This is a genomic window from Blautia segnis (assembly GCF_014287535.1).
Classification (GTDB): domain Bacteria; phylum Bacillota; class Clostridia; order Lachnospirales; family Lachnospiraceae; genus Blautia_A; species Blautia_A acetigignens.
Map to the genome: position 1 here is coordinate 39,702 of NZ_JACOOT010000019.1, position 16,471 is coordinate 56,172.

Below are 16,471 nucleotides of genomic sequence, written 5' to 3' on the forward strand. Positions count from 1 at the left end.
AAGCGTATCATTGGGAAGGTACGAAGCTTACCGTTCTCTTAAAATTCCGCCGTCCATTTCGTAAACATGGTCGCACAGGATGCGGATATCTTCCTCATTGTGACTGGCCAGGAGGATGGTTTTTCCGGCGGCTTTCAGTTCCAGAAGCAGTTCCCGGATTTCTGCTACGCCGTGTTTGTCCAGCCCGTTGAAAGGCTCGTCCAGAATAAGAAAACGAGGATTTTCCATAATGGCCTGGGCAATTCCAAGGCGCTGGCGCATGCCAAGGGAGTATTTTCCCACAGTTTTTTTCATGTCCGGGTCAAGGCCTACCTTGCGAAGAATCAGGCGGATGTCGGCTTTGGTGATCTGCCCTCTCATATTCGCCAGAATTTCCAGATTTTTAGCGCCTGTATACTGGGTGAGAAAGCCGGGAGTTTCGATGATGACTCCGAGACTTTCCGGGAAATCTACGTCCCTGCCGATCTGTTTTCCGAACACATGGATGGTTCCTGTGGTGGCGGGGAGGAAACCGCAGATGCACTTCATCAGCACGGTTTTGCCGGAACCATTGTTTCCTACAATACCGTAAACCTGTCCGCAGTTCAGGGTAAGATTGACCTCTTTTAGAACCAGATCCTCACCGAAGCATTTGGTTACCTGGCAGATCTGCACGCAGGCAGCTTCAGATTTCCTGGATTTTTCCATATAATACACCTCCCAAAATAGGAATCAGCACAAGAAGAAATAATAACAAAAATAACCACAACCCATCTTTCTCCGATCCCCAGTCTCCAGCTGCCTGGATCCATTCTACCGGGTAAAACCAGATCAGCTCCTTAAAGTAACGCTCATGGAGAATGATTCCAAAATAATAGGTGACAAAGGGAATTCCATATGCCATATAAGGGGAATTTCCAAGAACTGCGCAAATACCGCCGAAAGTACTGAGAATGCTTCCAGTAATTCCAACCCGAAGGGTCTTTTGAATCAGCTCAAGCAGCAGCTCTTTTGGGAAACTGCCTCTTTCTTCCATGGGATAAAATATAACAAAACTGACAAAAAGCATGGCAACCACTGCAAATATCCAGACCAGAAATCCGGACATCACAACGGAAAATACTTTTCCCTCCACATAACGTCTCCGGTCGGTTCTGGGCAGCACTGCCTTTAGAAAGCCGCTTTTGTATTCCTGCAAAAAGGAATCGCTCCATGGCAATACAGCCGCCACCGGAATGGCAAAGGACAGAACCTGGCTTTCCAGGGAACCGTTCAGAAGCCGGAGGAAGGTGCCGCATTCCAGAACTTTTTTCAGGTTAGGGTAAGATGCGCCTGCCGCAAGGGAAAGGCAGGCAATGAGCCACGCTGCCAGAAAGCTTTTTCCTGTGAGCATGCGTTTCATTTCACCTGTCATTATTGTCCTCCCTTCCGCAACTCATGCCTTTTCTCCAAGAAATTCAAACTGGTATTTTCGCATTTTAAAAAGGGCAAGAAAAGCAAGAAGCACAAGAAAAAACAGGAAAAACAGGCAGGACTGCCAGATGGTGGGGAGCAGCGCGTCATAGCCAAAATTGTGTTTTCCGTACACCGCCTGGTTCAGCGGACTGATCCAACTGACCAGCACATTCATCTGGTACATTTCGTAGTCTTCCTTATGGAAAATCACTGCCAGCACCTTGGGATCCAGCAGAAATCCGTACACGCTGTAAAACAGCCCAAAAATCATGCCCTTTGTTTTTCCCTTATAAAGATTTCCCACAAGAATCACAAAGCTTAAGGTCAAAGAATAGCAAAAAAGCAAAAGGAAAACCTGCAGCATGCATCCATAGGGGGAAATGCTTTCCATAACTCTTACAGTGGACGGCACCTGCAGGTTTTTGCCAAGGCTGGAATAGCCAAGCATGGCGGCGGTTTCGCTCCACAGATTGCCGGGATAACTGTTCTGCATGCACAGCACAGAAGTAAAAAGAAGCATAAGCACTGTGTACAAAATGGTCACCAGTGTGACGTAGACAAACTGCCCAAACAGCCATTTTTTCTTGGTGGTGCGAATCAGCTGGTATGGGGTGACGGGCGTCATTTTGGGCAGGTCTGAGAACAAAAGGAGCAAAAGCAGGGAGCTTAAAAGCACCGCAGTTCCATCTCCGAAGGTCCACAGGAACGGCTCAATGGCCTGCACCGGAGTGTCGTAGGTTTCCATGACGATCATGATCCTTCCGGTGAGCAGGAAGCTGAGCACAAATTCCAGGAGAAAAGTAAAAATCACCTTGGGATTTCGGAAAAAGCCGAAGAAATTGTAGCGGACAATTCCAAATACCTGTTTCATATCAGTAGCCCAGGCTGCGATCGATAATGCTTCCGTCTACGGCATTGATGGTAAGATAGCTCCAGGTGGGGTAATCAGTTGTGTCGGAATAGGATTCCCCGTCATACTCGGTTTCTGTTTTTCTGGTTCCGAAGAAATCCCAGACAGGAACCAGAAGCCCTGTGTGGGCATCCTTGGAAGGCTCATAAATTCTGGCATAGCCAAGGACGATCCGGTCGATGTCATAGACCCTGGAATTTTCGTATTCCATGTTGTCGGCGTTTGTGACCACCATCATTTTTTCGTAGGTTTTCATGATCTCACTGAAAGGAAGGAGGCTTAAATTCTCTGTTTTGGTTTCTCCGATGATGTAAGGATCACGGTAAGCCACCGATGCGATCCCATCTTTATCTACAAAAAACTCCAGACTTTCATAAGACCAGGTTTCCATGGTACTGTCCATGTCCTCCAGATTGCCGCCGGAATCCATTGTCTGGGTTATGGGAACTCCATTTATGACACGGTTGTAGTAAATATGATATCCTGTTCCAATGTTGCTTAAAGTGTTGTCATCTTCCAGATTAGTACACACAGCATAATCCCATCCAGTACATTGCAGATCGGTAATCCCCATTTTATCTACTTTTTCCTGTACCAGTTTTTTGGCATTCTCAAGTGAAAGGCCGATGGATTCCTCTGTGGGTTTCTGGAAACCGTTGCTGTCTGTATAATCAAACCAGCTTGTATCGGTTGGAAGTGCTTCGCCGCCTGCCTTCGCCGTTTTTTTGATCCTGACAGCAAGAGTATCCGAGCCGCTGGAATAAGTTTTATAGTAATATTTGGAACCGTCATTCATGACTGCTACGCCTGAAAAGGAATTCTCTTCCATAATCTGTCCATCAGAGGCCTGGGACGCGACGCCTGCCACCGGTCTTCCTTCCACCAAGGTTTTGGCTTCCGGGGCTGTTTCATATTCTGATTCCCAGTATTCAATATCCGCATAAATATCGTAGATATAATTTCCGTCATCATCTGTTCCCCAGTTATTGGGGTCCAGGTTTCCGTTTGCCACATCCTCCTTTAATCCATCCAGAATCTCTTTGATCTCGCTCTTGGTCTGGATGTAATAGCTGTCTGCAGTGTACAGGGTGGCATTGGAAAAGAAGGCGTCTGTGATGCGGTCCAGAAGATCCTGGGTAACCTCTGCTGGAGTTACGGAAATGGCGGATATTTTGTCCACATCCGGGATTCCCACAGTAGCGTCTGTGTTAATCACCAGCTTGGCGCTGTCATCTGTGACCTGGCTTTTGTAGGTCTGTGGCGCGTTGATCAGGTCGCGAATGGTGGTCTTGGCAGCGGAGGCGGCAGAACTGCTGTTATTGCTGTCAGTGGTGTTGTCGTTCTCGGAGGCTGCGCTGTTTGAATCTGCAGCTGCTTCGTCAGAGGCTGTGTTATTTTCTACCATGTCCACACTGTCATCTGCTTCTTTGTAGGCGTCCATGGCACTGCTCCCTTTTGGCTTTACAAGAGAAGATTCGGGGGTCTTGGCGCATCCGGTGAGCATTCCTACACAAAGGGTAAGGCCGATTATTTTTTCTATGTTTTTTCTCATATCTGGTAAGTTCTCCCTTCCTGTATGGCAACGCTGCATAGGGAAGCATTGCCATTTATCCGAGCGTGACTGAAAAATGTGAGGCGTTTGGAAAAATTTTGCAGAATGTAAGTTACAGGCTGCGGAAATTTTTTCCAAACATGCTTTAGGGGAATCGGCGGATGGCCGGGGACATTTTTCAGGTCACGTTCTGGTATAGATGATAGCGCCTGTTTAAGCATCGAATCTTCCGCAAGTTGTAACCGAGATGTAATTGGTGAGAATGATATCACCATAAAACAGAAACCTTCGTTCCCTCTCCTACCGTACTTTCAATTTTCATCTGATAGCCGTGCAGATCTGCGATTTTCTGGCAGAGGGAAAGACCAAGGCCTACGCTTCCATTTGCCCGGGAACGGGATTTATCTACCATGTAAAAGGCGTCGGTTACTTTGGATAAGTCCTCCGGGGGGATTCCTTTTCCGAAATCCTGTACAGTAAGTCGGTCATTTGTAGCGTGAAGCAGAATTCTGGAATTTTCTTCCGAAGCCTTGACTGCGTTGTCGATAAAGTTGGTGACGACACTGAGCATCAGGTCTTTGTCGAAGGTCTTTTTCAAATTCTCTGGATTGCAGGAAATTTCCAGATGGAGATTTTTTTCCTGAAGACGGTATAGAGTCAGTTTCCGGGCCTCATCCAGGAAATCCGCTACCGGAACCTCCTGAAGGGTAAGCTGGGATTCCCCGGTTTCATACAGTCCGGTCAGCTCCAGCATTTTTACGGAAAGCCTGGAAAGCCGGCGGCATTCGTTTCCAATATAGGTCAGTGCTCTCTCCTGCCGCTCCTTTGACAGGCGGACGGTGAGAAGGGTGTCTGCGTAGCCGATGATGGCGGTCATAGGAGTTTTCAGCTCGTGGGCCAGGCTGCCAAGAAGCTGCCTCTGGGCCTGGTTGACGGCGGAGAGGCTTTCAATCTGCTCTTTTATTTTGGCAGTCATCTGGTTAAAGCTTTTTCCCACCTGTGCCAGTTCGGTGTTTCCGTTCTGTGGAACCTGGATATCGTAGTTTCCGTCCGCAATGCAGAGGGCGGCTTCGTTCAGTTTGGTAAGAGGCGCCATGATCTTTTTCAGGCTGAAAAAAAGAAGGAAGCCTGTGAAAAGAAGAAGGCCAAGGGTCAGTGCGCCTGCCTGGAAAAACAGGATCTGGCTGCGTTTCAACACATCGGTGATGTCTTTGTAGGTGACGATCTGATAGTTCTCTTCCCCTGTGTATTCTGTGGAGAAATAGGAATACAAAAGAAGGGTTTTACCATCTGTTTTGCTGATGACAGGATCATAATCATAAAATGCGGAAAGGTTTTTCTGAGGAAGGGTTTCTGCTGTCAATTTCCTGATGGTTTCTGCCTCAAATTCATAGGAGGTTCCGTTGTAAAGTTCTTTTTCATTGCAGTATAAAGCGGCGGAATCGTGGAAAACGTGGCGAAAGGAGTAGACCAGTATTTTTTCCTGAAGGTCGGGATCGGAGGCATCTGACTGGCTGCCTGCGATCCTTAGCTGGTTTTCGAACTGGGAAATGCTGGTCTGAAATTTGTTCCACTCGTAGCTGTTGATGTCCTGCAGGCTTTGATCTTTCCAGCGGCAGGTGGTGTAGAAAAAAATGGCGGAGGATAAAATCAGGATCACACAGGTCACCTGGAGAAAGATTTTGGTAAACAGCTTCAAAGATCCACCTCCAGTCGGTAGCCGATGCGGGGGATGGTTTTGATCTTGTCCTGCCAGCCCAGCTTTTTGCGGATACGGCCTACGTGGGCATCTACGGTGCGTGTTTCTCCTTCAAATTCCACGCCCCAGAGGCCGGAAAGGAGCTGTTCTCTTGAAAGGGCTTTGTTAGGACTTTTCACGAACATCATCAGGCAGTTGTATTCCATGGGTTTCAGGTAAATTTCTTCGCCGTTTTTGATGACGGTGTGGCTTACGGTGTCAATGATGACATCGTCAATCTGAAGCTGCTCCTGGGTGCTGCCGTGGCGCTCCAGTACTTTTTCCAGGCGCACCATGACTTCCAGCATTTCGAAGGGCTTTACAATGTAGTCTTCAGCTCCTTCTTTCAGGCCTTTTACTTTGCTTGACAGGTCGGCTTTGGCGGTGAGGAAAATGACGGGGATGCCGAAGCGCTTCAGCTCTGGCAAAAGGGCGTAGCCGTCTTTGCCTGGGAGCATAATGTCCACAAGGGCGCACTGGAAGTTATGATCCTGGCGGATGGTGTCGCTTGCCTCGTTTCCATCCAAGCAGCTCACCGTCTCATACCCTGTCACCTCCAGGTTCATGCACAGCAGGTCATTGATCGCGATTTCATCTTCTATTACAAGGATTCTGGCTTTCATTTTTCGTGGGTGTTCCTTTCTAAGTGTTGCATTTATGCAGAGGGATGGCTGTGGGCCATCTGGGTTTTATTATACATTGTTTTGAATGTGGAAATGTAACCGTATTGTAACGAAATGAATACAAAAATAAAGCAAAAATCCTGCAATGTCTATGTATAATACTGTGCCTGGGCCTGCCAGAGGGTGTGGTAGATGCCGGTTTGGTCGGTGAGGAGGGACTGGTGGGTGCCAGTCTGGACGATGGTGCCGTGGTGGAAAACGGCGATTTTGTCGCAGAATTTGCAGGAGGACAGGCGGTGGCTGATGTAGATGGCGGTGCGGTCACCGACAATTTCGGCAAATTTCTCGTAGATCTCGGCTTCCGCTACAGGATCCAGGGAAGCGGTTGGTTCGTCCAGAATGATAAAGGGAGCATTCTTATAGAGGGCTCTTGCGATAGCAATTTTCTGGGCTTCCCCGCCGGAAATGCTCACTCCGGATTCGGTGTACTCCTTGTATAAACAGGTAGAAAGGCCATGGGGCATTTTGGCAAGACGCTGCTTAAATCCGGCTTTTTCAAGGGCTTCTGTAACCAGTTCTCTGTCATAATTTGTTCTGGCTGCCACATTCTCTCCAAGAGGCAGGGAAAACAGTTTGAAATCCTGGAAAACCACGGAAAAGATCGTCATATATTCCCGGTAATTGTACTTTCGGATATCGATTCCATTGAGCAGAATTTCCCCCTCTGTAGGATCATACAGACGGCAAAGAAGCTTGATAAAGGTCGTTTTTCCGCTTCCATTCATACCTACCACAGCCAGCTTTTTGCCGATTTCAAACTTTATGTTCACATCCTTTAAGGCATATTCCTGGCTTCCCGAATACTGAAAAGACACATTGCGAAATTCCACCTCATATTTGCGGTCATTTCGCTTTTCAACCGTCAGACTGCCCTGATACATGTGATCCGGAATGTCCAGAAACTCAAATACCATATTCAAAAAAGCGGCATTGCTTCGCATATCCTCCATTGTCGTGATCAGGGTGGAAATCCCGCCGTAAACCCTGGTGATGGAAGCAACGTATCTGGTAACTGTACCCAGTCCAAAGGCTCCCGCCCACGCTTTTAGGCACACAAAAACATAGGCGATTCCGGTGAAAATCCCAGACACTGCCGAAGCCCCGGCAAGATAAAATCCCACAGGACCCTTCTGGTATCTGGCAAACACCCCTCTGGAACCAAAGGTACTTTCTTTGTTTAAATTATATTTTTCGCAGATTTTATCCTGTCTGTAAATGCGCATATCTGCCGCTTTTTTGGTGTCATATCCAAGATGTCCGTAATAGGAAAACATACGGTTTCCAAGGTTATGGATATCTGCCAGGCTGGTCAGATAGCGTCCAGCTTTTCCTGCAAGTACAGGCGAAATGCAGGTGACTGCCAGCATAATCAGAGCGATTAAAATCACAAATAACGGATTGTTTAAAATGGTATATTTCCCTGCACTTTCCGGTACCTGGCTTGTGAAAAGGGAAAGGGTCAGGGAGGCGCCGCCAAGGATCACTATCACCGTCTGGCACAGGGCTTCGCAGTCTTCCAGAGTGCGATAAAGGCCCCAGCCAGCGCTGTTGTGGTTCTGGCAGATGGCAGAATACAACTCCATATTTTTCGTTTCATCCAAATTTACATAGTCAGTTTCAAACAGCTTCTCGGACAAAATTTTCTTGATCTTCAGCCACATTCCAGCGCTTTGAACGTTCTTCCATTTTTCCAGAAGAGCCGTTACAAGGCTGCCTGCAGCTATCAAAAATAAGGTAAGAAGCACCAGAAAATGAATCCGTCCAGGGTTTTTTGCCCCTGCCAGTTCTTCAATAATAAGGGCGGAAAAATAGATGCCCACATACGGCGTCAGCGCTTTCCAGATAATCAGGGCAAAGCGGGAAAGAATCATCCGGGGATACCTTTTGTAAAAGAGCAGGTAGGCTCTTTGGTTGACTTTCAGCATTTCCAGCCAGGATAAACGTTGTTTATTCTGAGACATTTCTGCCCTCTCCTTTCCTGTAAACGAATTTAGTCTGCTCTCTATCTGTAAATTTACTCATATCAGTATGGTTCATTTCCGTCTTTTCCCTGTAATATTTGCTTTGAATCTCATACAGCTGGGCGTATTTTCCCCCAAGGTTAAGGAGCTCTTCGTGGGTTCCTTCCTCCAGGATTTTGCCGTCGCCAAGCATAAGGATCCGGTCGCAGAACCTTGTGGAAGCAAGACGGTGGGAAATAAAAATAGAGGATTTTCCCTGTGTCATTTCGTTGTATTTGCCGTAAATATCTGCTTCCGCAATGGGATCAAGTGCTGCGGTAGGTTCGTCTAAAATCACAAAGGGAGCATCCTTATATAGGGCACGGGCAAGCATAAGCCGCTGAGTTTCCCCGCCGGAAAAAAGCACTGCATCCTCATAAACCTCCCGGTTCAGACAGGTTTCATATTGTCTGGGAAGGGACTTGATTTTTGCGCGAAGTCCGGCTTTTTCCAGGCAATCTTCCACTCGTTTCTGGTCTATTTCATCCTCTGTCTGTGCGACATTTGCTGCCACAGTTGCTGCCAGCAGGGAAAATTCCTGAAATACTGCGGAAAAGAACGTGTAATAATCCGTACGATTATAGGTACGGATATCCGTTCCATTTAACAAAACATGGCCTGCCGTAGGATCATAAAAGCCGCAGATCAGCCGGATCAATGTGGTTTTTCCAGCTCCATTTAAGCCTACCACCGCCAGTTTTTCTCCTGGATGAAGGGTGAAATTGATGTCTTTTAAGGTGTCCTCTGAGGCATTTGGATAGCGGAAAAACACATGCTCAAGGCGGATTTCATAGCTCTTTTGAGTCTCCCATTTCAGGGGAATTCCATCCGTGAAGGAGAAAATTTCCGGGTAATCCAGGCATTCACGGATAGTGGAAATATCCAGGGACTGCTTATGCAAGGTGCGAAATCCATCCAGAATTCCAAGAACCCAGCTGGAAAATCCATCTACTGCGGTGAACAATAAAAGGAATGCCGGCACATCCATCTCCTGCTGAAATACCAGATAGATCAGGAATGCATAAGCGGTTCCATTTCGCAAAAAGGTGAGAATAACATCTGCAATCCGTGCCCAGAGGTATACCCCTTCCACCTTCCTGTGGAAGGCAAGAAAAGCTTCCAGATTTTTCTCATACAGTTCCTCCAGCCAGGTGCAAAGCCCGAAGATCCGAATGTCCTTTGCAGCGCCGAAGTCCTTTGCCTGATTCAGAAGATACAGCATCCGTTTCGCATATTCTGCTTCCTCATCCAGGTGGGTATATCGATAGCTGTCCAGATGTCTGGAGAGAAAATAGCTGGTCCCGGAAGTGGCAAGAATCACCAGGATCAGGACTGGCTGAACCTGGGTCAGAAGGCTGCCGTAAAGAAAGAAACAGGTAAGATTGATCAGCAGTAAGGTAAGGGTTTCCCATATGGCTCCGGCTGCTTCCTGGTTACAGTTGGTGTATTCATTTGACTTTTCCAGCAGTTTTAAAAAGCGGTTGTCTTCCAGGTTTGGGTAGGCGGTGGTGGCTGCTTTACGGTTTAGAAGGTTGACGATTTCACAGCGGACACTGATGCGCCCGGGACTGGAATTTTGCCTGGCGTAGGTCAGCGCAGCGGATACGGCCATGCTGGCAATCGCAAAGCCTGCAATAGTAAAAAGCAGCCGGATGACAGGCACATGGTTTTCCACGGCGTCCAGGATCACGGGGGAAATGTACAGATCGATCAGGTTCTGCGCCACTGACAAAAGTGCAATCAGAAGGCAAAGTACAAGAACCATTTTTTCATCTGAATTCCAGGCCAGACGGATCATAAAGCCAATGTTTTGGAAGGTGTTATATTTAGGAGTGGAGTTGCTTTTTGTAAACATAAAGAGTACCTTTCTGGGTTTTTTCATTATTTTACCAGAAAAAATGTCCCCGGGTCAAACCGGGGACGAATTGTTAATCGGGGTGATGAATTGTAAAGTTACGTTTTACCTGCAGTATTTTAAGGAAAAATAAGGTGCCCTGCTTTTATACCTGCGGAATCAAAATCTCCGTAGTAAAAGCCCCATCCTCACTGTTGCGGTTGATATATCCGTCCAGACGTTTCACGATATCATCAATGCGGATCAGGCCAAGACCGTGCCCTTCCCCTTTGGTGCTTTTAAACAGATTTCCCTCCTTTTTCATTTTCTTTCCAGCGGTAAAATTGGTAAAGGAAATGTATAGCTGGGTGCCTTTCATGTCCATATAGATGCGAATGATCCGCTGCTCTTTGGGAAGCGCCAGGCTGGCCTCAATGGCATTGTCAAAAAGGTTTCCGATAATACAGCACAGATCGATCTCCGAAGATTTCAGCTTCACCGGAATATCGGCATCTGCAATCACCTGAATCTCCTTTGACCTTGCCAGGGAGATTTTTGAGTTTAAGATTGCATCTGCCATAGGATTTCCTGTTTTGACTACGGTATCCACAGTCGTCAGATCCTCATCCAGCAGATCCAGATAATGCCGGATGGCTTCCCAGTCTTCTGCCGCCGCATAGGCCTTCATGGTCTGGATGTGATTGCGGTAGTCGTGTCTCCAGCCCCGGATCTGGCGATACATATTGTCCACTTCCTGATAGTGTGTCTGGATCAGTTCCTGCTGATAAACGGCAAGCTTCTTATCCATTCTTTTCGAAAAAAATCCCATTGTGCATTCACTCCATATTTATAATGGCCCGGTTAAGCTTCTCATAGACACCTCTTGGAAGAGGAAGAACCGTTCCATCCTGCAGATAAATTTCTTTTCTGGTGACACGGCTGATCCGGGTAAGGTTGACAATCAGGGAACGTCCTGCCCGGAAAAAACGGGAATCCAGGTGTTTTTCCAGTTCCCCAAGAGTCATTTTCAGGGTAAAATCACTGATTTCATGCAGGGTTACATAGTTTCTGTAAACTTCTGCATACCGCAGCTGATTAAGTGGAAACCGCACCATTTCCCCGCCGCTTGTGAGAGTCAGAACTTTCTCATTTGCGGAAAGCTTACGGGCTGCACGGTCCAGAACTGTGAAAAGCTTCTCTTCCTTCAGAGGTTTCAATAGATAATGAAGTGCCTCCACCTCATATCCTTCTGCAATATAATCTGAATATCCGGTGACAAACACAATCTGGATGGTATGGTTGTCCTGACGCAGCTTTTTCGCCATGGAAATGCCGTCCATGTCTCCCATTTCAATATCCAGAAGAAGGATGTCATATTCTTTATTCTCAGCGTAATGAAAAAGAAAATTCTCCGCAGAAGTAAATTCGCGAACACGCACCGCCGCTTCCTTTGCACTGCCCCACTTTTTCACAAGGGAGGAAAGGAAGGCGCGGTCTGCCGCTTCATCATCACAAATTGCAATTCGATAAATGGTGTCCATTTTTTGCCCCCAAATCATGGTAACGATTTAGCAAGGGAATATTTCCCGTAACTGGGAAAGTGCCAAATAGTTACAAAGTATGATAAATGAGTATATAGGATATGGGCAGGAATTACAAGGCAAAATCACTGTCAGCAGTAAAGTCCGCAGCAACAATTTAGACGGCTCCATCTTCGAAATTCCAGAATTTATTTTCATATTGACATTTCGAAAAACCGGTGCTCTCTATTTTGATGAGCGGTGCTACTTATCTCATTGCCCTTGGCGTAAAGATCAGTATGGCCATGGTAATGATGCTGCTGATTGGACTCCTTTTTCTGGTGCTGGGAAATTATTTTCTATTCTTATCTGATCTACAAAAAGAAAAACTGACAGCCGGGGGAAAATCCCTGACTGTCAGTTACTCAGAACAAAAGGGGCGGTTTTTACCGCTCTTTTTGCATTTCAAGCATATATTTCTCGATGGTTTGCATATGCTCAGACATACAGTGCTCCGCTTCCTTGGCGTCACCGTTTATAATGGCGTGCACCAGTCTTCTGTGCTGATCATCCACATCTTTGACAGACTGGTTTTTCAGCATGATGTAATCTCTTGTTCCGAAAATGCTGGATTCGATCAGCTGATCAGCGGCGGAAAGAACACTGTAAAGCATAGGATTGTCTGCAATTTTGGCAATTTTGTGATGAAGCTCCTTGTCGAGATCCCCTCTGGTTTTCTCATCCTCTGAACCGTCCAGCCTTGTGAGGATTATCAGCAGCTCTGCTGCGTCAAGGGGCGTACATTTCTTCGCTGCAAGAACCGCGCATTCCCGCTCCAGTGCGGCGCGAAGCTGCTGGTTCTGAATGGGATAGCTGTTGTTTAACTGGAAAAGGATGGACAGCGGGCCGATGAGCCAGTTGTCAAGATCTGAAGTAATGTAATTGCCGCCACCAGGAACAGATTCCACAATTCCAAGAAGCTCCAGCGCACGGAGCACTTCCCGGACTGCCGAGCGGGATACGCCCATGGCTTCTGCCATAACCCGCTCCGCGGGAAGTGCCGCCCCGGCTTTCAGGGTTCCCTTCTGGATGTTCTCGATGATCTGTTTTAGAATCCCGTTAAATGTTCTTTCTTCACCAATTTCTCTGAACATAATTTTCTCCTTTGTGTTAGAGCATGTATCAAAAATCGTTCCCGCAATCTGCACGCTCTGCTTTGCGGTATCTTTTGTCCGAAGTCAGCTCCGTTTACATGGAAATCCAGCCGAATGCATTTGCCACGGAACTGAGCAGAATGATCACAGCAAAAATCGGGCAGAGATACCGGATCATAAAACGAAAGACTTTTTTCCTTTTAAAAGATCCTCCGTCTGCTTCCACTTCCTCTTCAATTTTGCCAACACCGATGACTCTGGAAATCAGAATGCAGGTTGCAAATGCAGCGATAGGCATCATGACCGAATTTGTGAGGAAATCAAAGAAATCCAGGAACTGCATGCCAATGATCTTCACAAATGCCAGCGGTCCGTACCCCAGGGAAGAAAGGCTTCCAAGAATAACCATGATGATGCCTACGATTACCGTTGCACCTTTTCTCGGCCATCTCAGCTCGTCCTGGAAAGTGGATACGGCACTTTCCGTAAGGGCAATGGAGCTTGTCAGAGCTGCCATCAGTACCAGCAGGAAAAAAAAGATTCCAATTGGCGTTCCAAATCCCATGTTGGCAAAAACCTTGGGGATGGTAATGAACATCAGCGCCGGACCAGCCTGCAGGGTATCCGGATCTCCACCGGAAAATGAAAAGACTGCCGGAATGATCATCAGGCCTGCCATAATGGCAATGGCGGTGTCAAAAATCTCCACATTTGTGGTGGATCCTTCGATGGACACGTCTCGTTTCATATAAGAACCGAAGGTGACCAGGATTCCCATTGCAATGGACAAAGAATAAAACATCTGTCCCATGGCTGCGACCACGGTCATCCAGGAAAAGTTAGCCGGGTTGGGAACCAGAAAATATTTCACGCCAGCCAAGGCACCAGGTCTTGTAACCGAGTAGAAGGCGATCAGCACGGACAAAAATACCAGGATCGGCATCATGAATTTGGACACACGTTCTACTCCGTTTCGGACACCTGCGAAAATAATTGCCAGTGTCAAAAGGGCAAATACAAGAAAGCAGATCTCTGTGGAGGTTCCGTCTGAGATAAAGGCGGAGAAATATCCGTCTTCTGCCAGCTTCTGGCTGTTGCCTTTTACATATTCAATGAGATACTTGATAACCCATCCGCCGATTACCGAGTAATACGGTACGATCAGGATGGGGATAACGGCGTTGATCCATCCGCCGAAGGACAGCCATTTGGATTTGCCGAATTTGCCAAAAGCGCCTACTGGGCTTTTGCGGGTCATGCGTCCAAGGGCTGTTTCCGCAATGATCATGGAGTAGCCGAAGGTGAGTGCCAGAATGATGTAGATCAGTAAAAAAATGCCGCCGCCGTATTTGGCTGCCAGGTAGGGGAATCTCCAGATATTTCCCAGTCCTACCGAGGCTCCGGCAGCAGAAAGTACAAAGCCCAGTTTCCCGGAGAATGTACTTCTCTCGTGGTGATGGTGTTTTTCCATAAAATTTTCCTTTCCGCGTCTGTTTGTTTGAATAATACTGCTATAGATGATACCACGATTTTTCAGGAAAGGCAAATGATATATAGAAAGAATGGGGCAACTTATTGCTTTTTTGAGCTTAGGCTCTTATAATAAAATTATCAATTACCATCTTATACTATGGAGGGCGCGGATTATGAATGAAGAACTTTTTAACGAAGCAACCAAGTCAAACGTATTGACAAAGAAACTGATCGACCAGCTTCTGGAGAGCATGACCTACAGCAGCATTTCCTTTATCAACTGGACCATTGAAACCCTGTCCCTGATCAAGGCAAGGCTGCAGAGAGGCGATAGGATCACAGATGAAGTAAGCGGAGAAGTCTATACTCTGCACTCTTTCCAGGAATTTGTAGAGAAGCATTTTTCTTCCTACATTGCCAGCCAGGTATTTAAGGAGACCTCCCAGCCGGAGAAAATTTATTTTTCCTTGAAGCCCTGCGAGGGGGGTTACAGCCTGGTAGCCGCAGATTCTGACAGTAACAAGACTTATGCATGGATTTCCAGTCTCAGCAAACGCTTCTCTCTGGTGGAGATGATCGCTACGGGAATTGTGTATGTGAAGGATACCCGCACAGATACCTACCAGCCGTTTATTTCCAGCAATGGGAAGTACTGCCGCTATGATAAGGGGAAGGGAATTCTTGTAGAGATTTGATTTTGAATTACATAAAAGAAACAACAAGGCAGCCAGTGTATGTGATTCTGGCTGCCTTGTTGTTTATCCAAATTTATTCAAATAGATTGTCCCGTGTTATATTTTTTGCCCAGGTGCCCTTGAGGTAATGATGGAAAACCCAGGGCCATTTCACAAACTCGTCGGTGCACAAAAGGAAATATACCCACAGCACCGGAAGCTTCAGCACAAACGCGGCGAAAAATCCAAGAGGCACCGCGTACACCCACATATCTATCGTGTCACAGATCAGGCCGAACTTGGTATCCCCTCCTGCCCGGAACACACCTGCAATCAGTGCAGTATTGACCGCGGATCCCATAATGTAGTAAGTGTTGATAAGAAGCATGTATTTCAGGTAATGCATGGCTGTCTCATTCAGGGAGGCGAACTTCAGCACAAAAGGCGTGACGGCAAGAACGATCAGTCCACCGATAGCACCTGTGATCACAGTCAGGCGAAGCATTCTGGAAGCGTACCGTTTGGATTTTTCCAGGTCGCCCTGTCCCATGATCTGACCAAGCAAAATGGTTCCTGCGCTTGCGATGGCAAAGCAGAATACGGAGCCGATGTTTCGCACTACCGTTACCAGGGAATTGGCGGCTACTGCGTCTGTGCCAAGATGCCCTAAAATTACGGAGTACATGGAAAATGCCACGCTCCAGGACAGGTCATTTCCAAGTGCAGGAAGTGACAGTCGGATAAAATCGTTCAGCAGTACCTTGCTTCTGAGGAACATGTAAGCGAGATTCAGTTTCACATCCTTACTCAGAAAGGAAACGATCATACAGGCAATCAGCTGGATCAGTCTGGAAAGTGCGGTCGCAATGGCAACTCCGGTGGCACCGAGCTTCGGTGCGCCAAAAAGACCGAAGATAAATGTGGCATTGAGCAAAATATTCAGGATAAATGCCAGCATATTTAGTACCATGCTGACGGTAACGCGGCCGATGCTTCGAAGAACCGCCAGGTAAATTTCCGAAATTCCCCAGCAGATGTATGTGATTCCCATGATCCGCAGATAGGATGAGCCGATGGCAATCAGTTCCCTGTCAGATGTAAAAAGGGTCATCATCCGTTGGGGCATAGTAAAGGCCACCAATGCCACCAGAATGGATATTGCCACGGAAAAACGAAGGGCAATTCCTTCGACTGCATGGATGGCCTGGAAGTTCTTTTTGCCGGAATACTGGGAACACAAAAGGGACGCTCCTGTTCCCAGTCCGTAATAAACCATAAACAAAATATTGGAATAATTGGCGGCCAGAGATACTGCCGAGATAGCAGACTGACCTACGTAATTCAGCATGATCACGTCAGCTGAATTTACTGCCGCGCTGAGCAGATTCTGGATAATGATCGGAATTGCCAGCCGGAAAATCTGCGGGTAAAAGTTGTCTTTCCCCGTTGAAACCGTACTTTTCATAGTTCCCCCTTCGAGTCATTATAAATTTGTGTCC

General features: G+C 47.0%; 15 protein-coding genes. 2 read left to right on the plus strand and 13 right to left on the minus strand.

All coding sequences use genetic code 11. From position 1 onward, the window contains the following. Nucleotides 1-27 precede the first annotated feature (27 nt). The 10 genes from H8S54_RS08390 to H8S54_RS08435 all read right to left on the minus strand — a co-directional run bounded on the left by H8S54_RS08390 (nt 28) and on the right by H8S54_RS08435 (nt 11,692). Nucleotides 28-687: an ATP-binding cassette domain-containing protein gene (locus tag H8S54_RS08390; protein WP_186901280.1), complete on the minus strand. Its 660-nt coding sequence runs from the start codon at nt 685-687 to the stop codon at nt 28-30. Then, the gene (locus H8S54_RS08395) at nt 665-1,393 is read right to left on the minus strand and encodes an ABC transporter permease (RefSeq protein WP_243176722.1); all 729 of its coding nucleotides are present in this window, start codon (nt 1,391-1,393) and stop codon (nt 665-667) included. Before H8S54_RS08395 ends, H8S54_RS08390 begins: the two co-directional genes overlap by 23 nt. Nucleotides 1,394-1,414: 21 nt before the next feature. Continuing rightward, entirely contained in the window at nt 1,415-2,305 is an 891-nt protein-coding gene (locus tag H8S54_RS08400; protein ID WP_117850296.1) for a hypothetical protein, read from the minus strand. 1 nt (nt 2,306) lies between these two features. Next, entirely contained in the window at nt 2,307-3,896 is a 1,590-nt protein-coding gene (locus H8S54_RS08405) for a DUF6034 family protein (RefSeq protein ID WP_186901281.1), read from the minus strand. 268 nt (nt 3,897-4,164) lie between these two features. Then, nucleotides 4,165-5,595 (minus strand): HAMP domain-containing sensor histidine kinase, encoded by a 1,431-nt coding sequence (locus H8S54_RS08410; protein WP_186901282.1) that lies wholly within the window; start codon nt 5,593-5,595, stop codon nt 4,165-4,167. Continuing rightward, nucleotides 5,592-6,257, minus strand: coding sequence for a response regulator transcription factor (locus tag H8S54_RS08415; protein WP_186901283.1), 666 nt, complete (start codon nt 6,255-6,257; stop codon nt 5,592-5,594). Before H8S54_RS08415 ends, H8S54_RS08410 begins: the two co-directional genes overlap by 4 nt. A 149-nt stretch (nt 6,258-6,406) precedes the next feature. Next, nucleotides 6,407-8,278 carry an ABC transporter ATP-binding protein gene (locus tag H8S54_RS08420; RefSeq protein WP_186901284.1) on the minus strand — a complete coding sequence of 624 codons (1,872 nt, stop codon included), beginning with the start codon at nt 8,276-8,278 and terminating at the stop codon, nt 6,407-6,409. Continuing rightward, a complete protein-coding gene (locus H8S54_RS08425) occupies nt 8,265-10,172 on the minus strand; it encodes an ABC transporter ATP-binding protein (protein WP_186901285.1) in 1,908 nt (635 codons plus the stop codon). Before H8S54_RS08425 ends, H8S54_RS08420 begins: the two co-directional genes overlap by 14 nt. A 145-nt stretch (nt 10,173-10,317) precedes the next feature. Continuing rightward, the gene (locus H8S54_RS08430) at nt 10,318-10,980 is read right to left on the minus strand and encodes a sensor histidine kinase (protein ID WP_021926240.1); all 663 of its coding nucleotides are present in this window, start codon (nt 10,978-10,980) and stop codon (nt 10,318-10,320) included. A 7-nt stretch (nt 10,981-10,987) separates the two neighbouring features. Beyond that, a complete protein-coding gene (locus H8S54_RS08435) occupies nt 10,988-11,692 on the minus strand; it encodes a LytR/AlgR family response regulator transcription factor (protein ID WP_021926241.1) in 705 nt (234 codons plus the stop codon). A 79-nt stretch (nt 11,693-11,771) separates the two neighbouring features. Here H8S54_RS08435 and H8S54_RS08440 point away from each other — a divergent pair, with 79 nt between their 5' ends. Then, complete coding sequence (locus H8S54_RS08440; RefSeq protein WP_117850284.1) at nt 11,772-12,044, plus strand: hypothetical protein; 273 nt, start codon at nt 11,772-11,774, stop codon at nt 12,042-12,044. A 73-nt stretch (nt 12,045-12,117) separates the two neighbouring features. On the opposite strand, the gene H8S54_RS08445 is transcribed toward H8S54_RS08440, so the two are convergent. Together H8S54_RS08445 and H8S54_RS08450 are read right to left on the minus strand one after the other, a co-directional pair. After that, nucleotides 12,118-12,825 carry a FadR/GntR family transcriptional regulator gene (locus H8S54_RS08445; protein ID WP_117850282.1) on the minus strand — a complete coding sequence of 236 codons (708 nt, stop codon included), beginning with the start codon at nt 12,823-12,825 and terminating at the stop codon, nt 12,118-12,120. A 94-nt stretch (nt 12,826-12,919) separates the two neighbouring features. Continuing rightward, nucleotides 12,920-14,296, minus strand: coding sequence for a sodium-dependent transporter (locus H8S54_RS08450; protein ID WP_186901286.1), 1,377 nt, complete (start codon nt 14,294-14,296; stop codon nt 12,920-12,922). Between the two features lie 175 nt (nt 14,297-14,471). Between H8S54_RS08450 and H8S54_RS08455 the strand changes: the two genes are divergently transcribed. Beyond that, nucleotides 14,472-14,993, plus strand: coding sequence for a hypothetical protein (locus H8S54_RS08455; RefSeq protein ID WP_173767756.1), 522 nt, complete (start codon nt 14,472-14,474; stop codon nt 14,991-14,993). Nucleotides 14,994-15,066: 73 nt separating this feature from the next. On the opposite strand, the gene H8S54_RS08460 is transcribed toward H8S54_RS08455, so the two are convergent. Next, nucleotides 15,067-16,437 (minus strand): MATE family efflux transporter, encoded by a 1,371-nt coding sequence (locus tag H8S54_RS08460; protein WP_173767758.1) that lies wholly within the window; start codon nt 16,435-16,437, stop codon nt 15,067-15,069. Nucleotides 16,438-16,471: the final 34 nt, after the last annotated feature.

Bases quoted from the DNA above. Each gene is read 5' to 3' on its own strand.
- H8S54_RS08390 (WP_186901280.1), bottom strand. From the start codon at position 687: ATGGAAAAATCCAGGAAATCTGAAGCTGCCTGCGTGCAGATCTGCCAG.
- H8S54_RS08395 (WP_243176722.1), bottom strand. From the start codon at position 1,393: ATGACAGGTGAAATGAAACGCATGCTCACAGGAAAAAGCTTTCTGGCA.
- H8S54_RS08400 (WP_117850296.1), bottom strand. From the start codon at position 2,305: ATGAAACAGGTATTTGGAATTGTCCGCTACAATTTCTTCGGCTTTTTC.
- H8S54_RS08405 (WP_186901281.1), bottom strand. From the start codon at position 3,896: ATGAGAAAAAACATAGAAAAAATAATCGGCCTTACCCTTTGTGTAGGA.
- H8S54_RS08415 (WP_186901283.1), bottom strand. From the start codon at position 6,257: ATGAAAGCCAGAATCCTTGTAATAGAAGATGAAATCGCGATCAATGAC.
- H8S54_RS08420 (WP_186901284.1), bottom strand. From the start codon at position 8,278: ATGTCTCAGAATAAACAACGTTTATCCTGGCTGGAAATGCTGAAAGTC.
- H8S54_RS08425 (WP_186901285.1), bottom strand. From the start codon at position 10,172: ATGTTTACAAAAAGCAACTCCACTCCTAAATATAACACCTTCCAAAAC.
- H8S54_RS08430 (WP_021926240.1), bottom strand. From the start codon at position 10,980: ATGGGATTTTTTTCGAAAAGAATGGATAAGAAGCTTGCCGTTTATCAG.
- H8S54_RS08435 (WP_021926241.1), bottom strand. From the start codon at position 11,692: ATGGACACCATTTATCGAATTGCAATTTGTGATGATGAAGCGGCAGAC.
- H8S54_RS08440 (WP_117850284.1), top strand. From the start codon at position 11,772: ATGATAAATGAGTATATAGGATATGGGCAGGAATTACAAGGCAAAATC.
- H8S54_RS08445 (WP_117850282.1), bottom strand. From the start codon at position 12,825: ATGTTCAGAGAAATTGGTGAAGAAAGAACATTTAACGGGATTCTAAAA.
- H8S54_RS08450 (WP_186901286.1), bottom strand. From the start codon at position 14,296: ATGGAAAAACACCATCACCACGAGAGAAGTACATTCTCCGGGAAACTG.
- H8S54_RS08455 (WP_173767756.1), top strand. From the start codon at position 14,472: ATGAATGAAGAACTTTTTAACGAAGCAACCAAGTCAAACGTATTGACA.
- H8S54_RS08460 (WP_173767758.1), bottom strand. From the start codon at position 16,437: ATGAAAAGTACGGTTTCAACGGGGAAAGACAACTTTTACCCGCAGATT.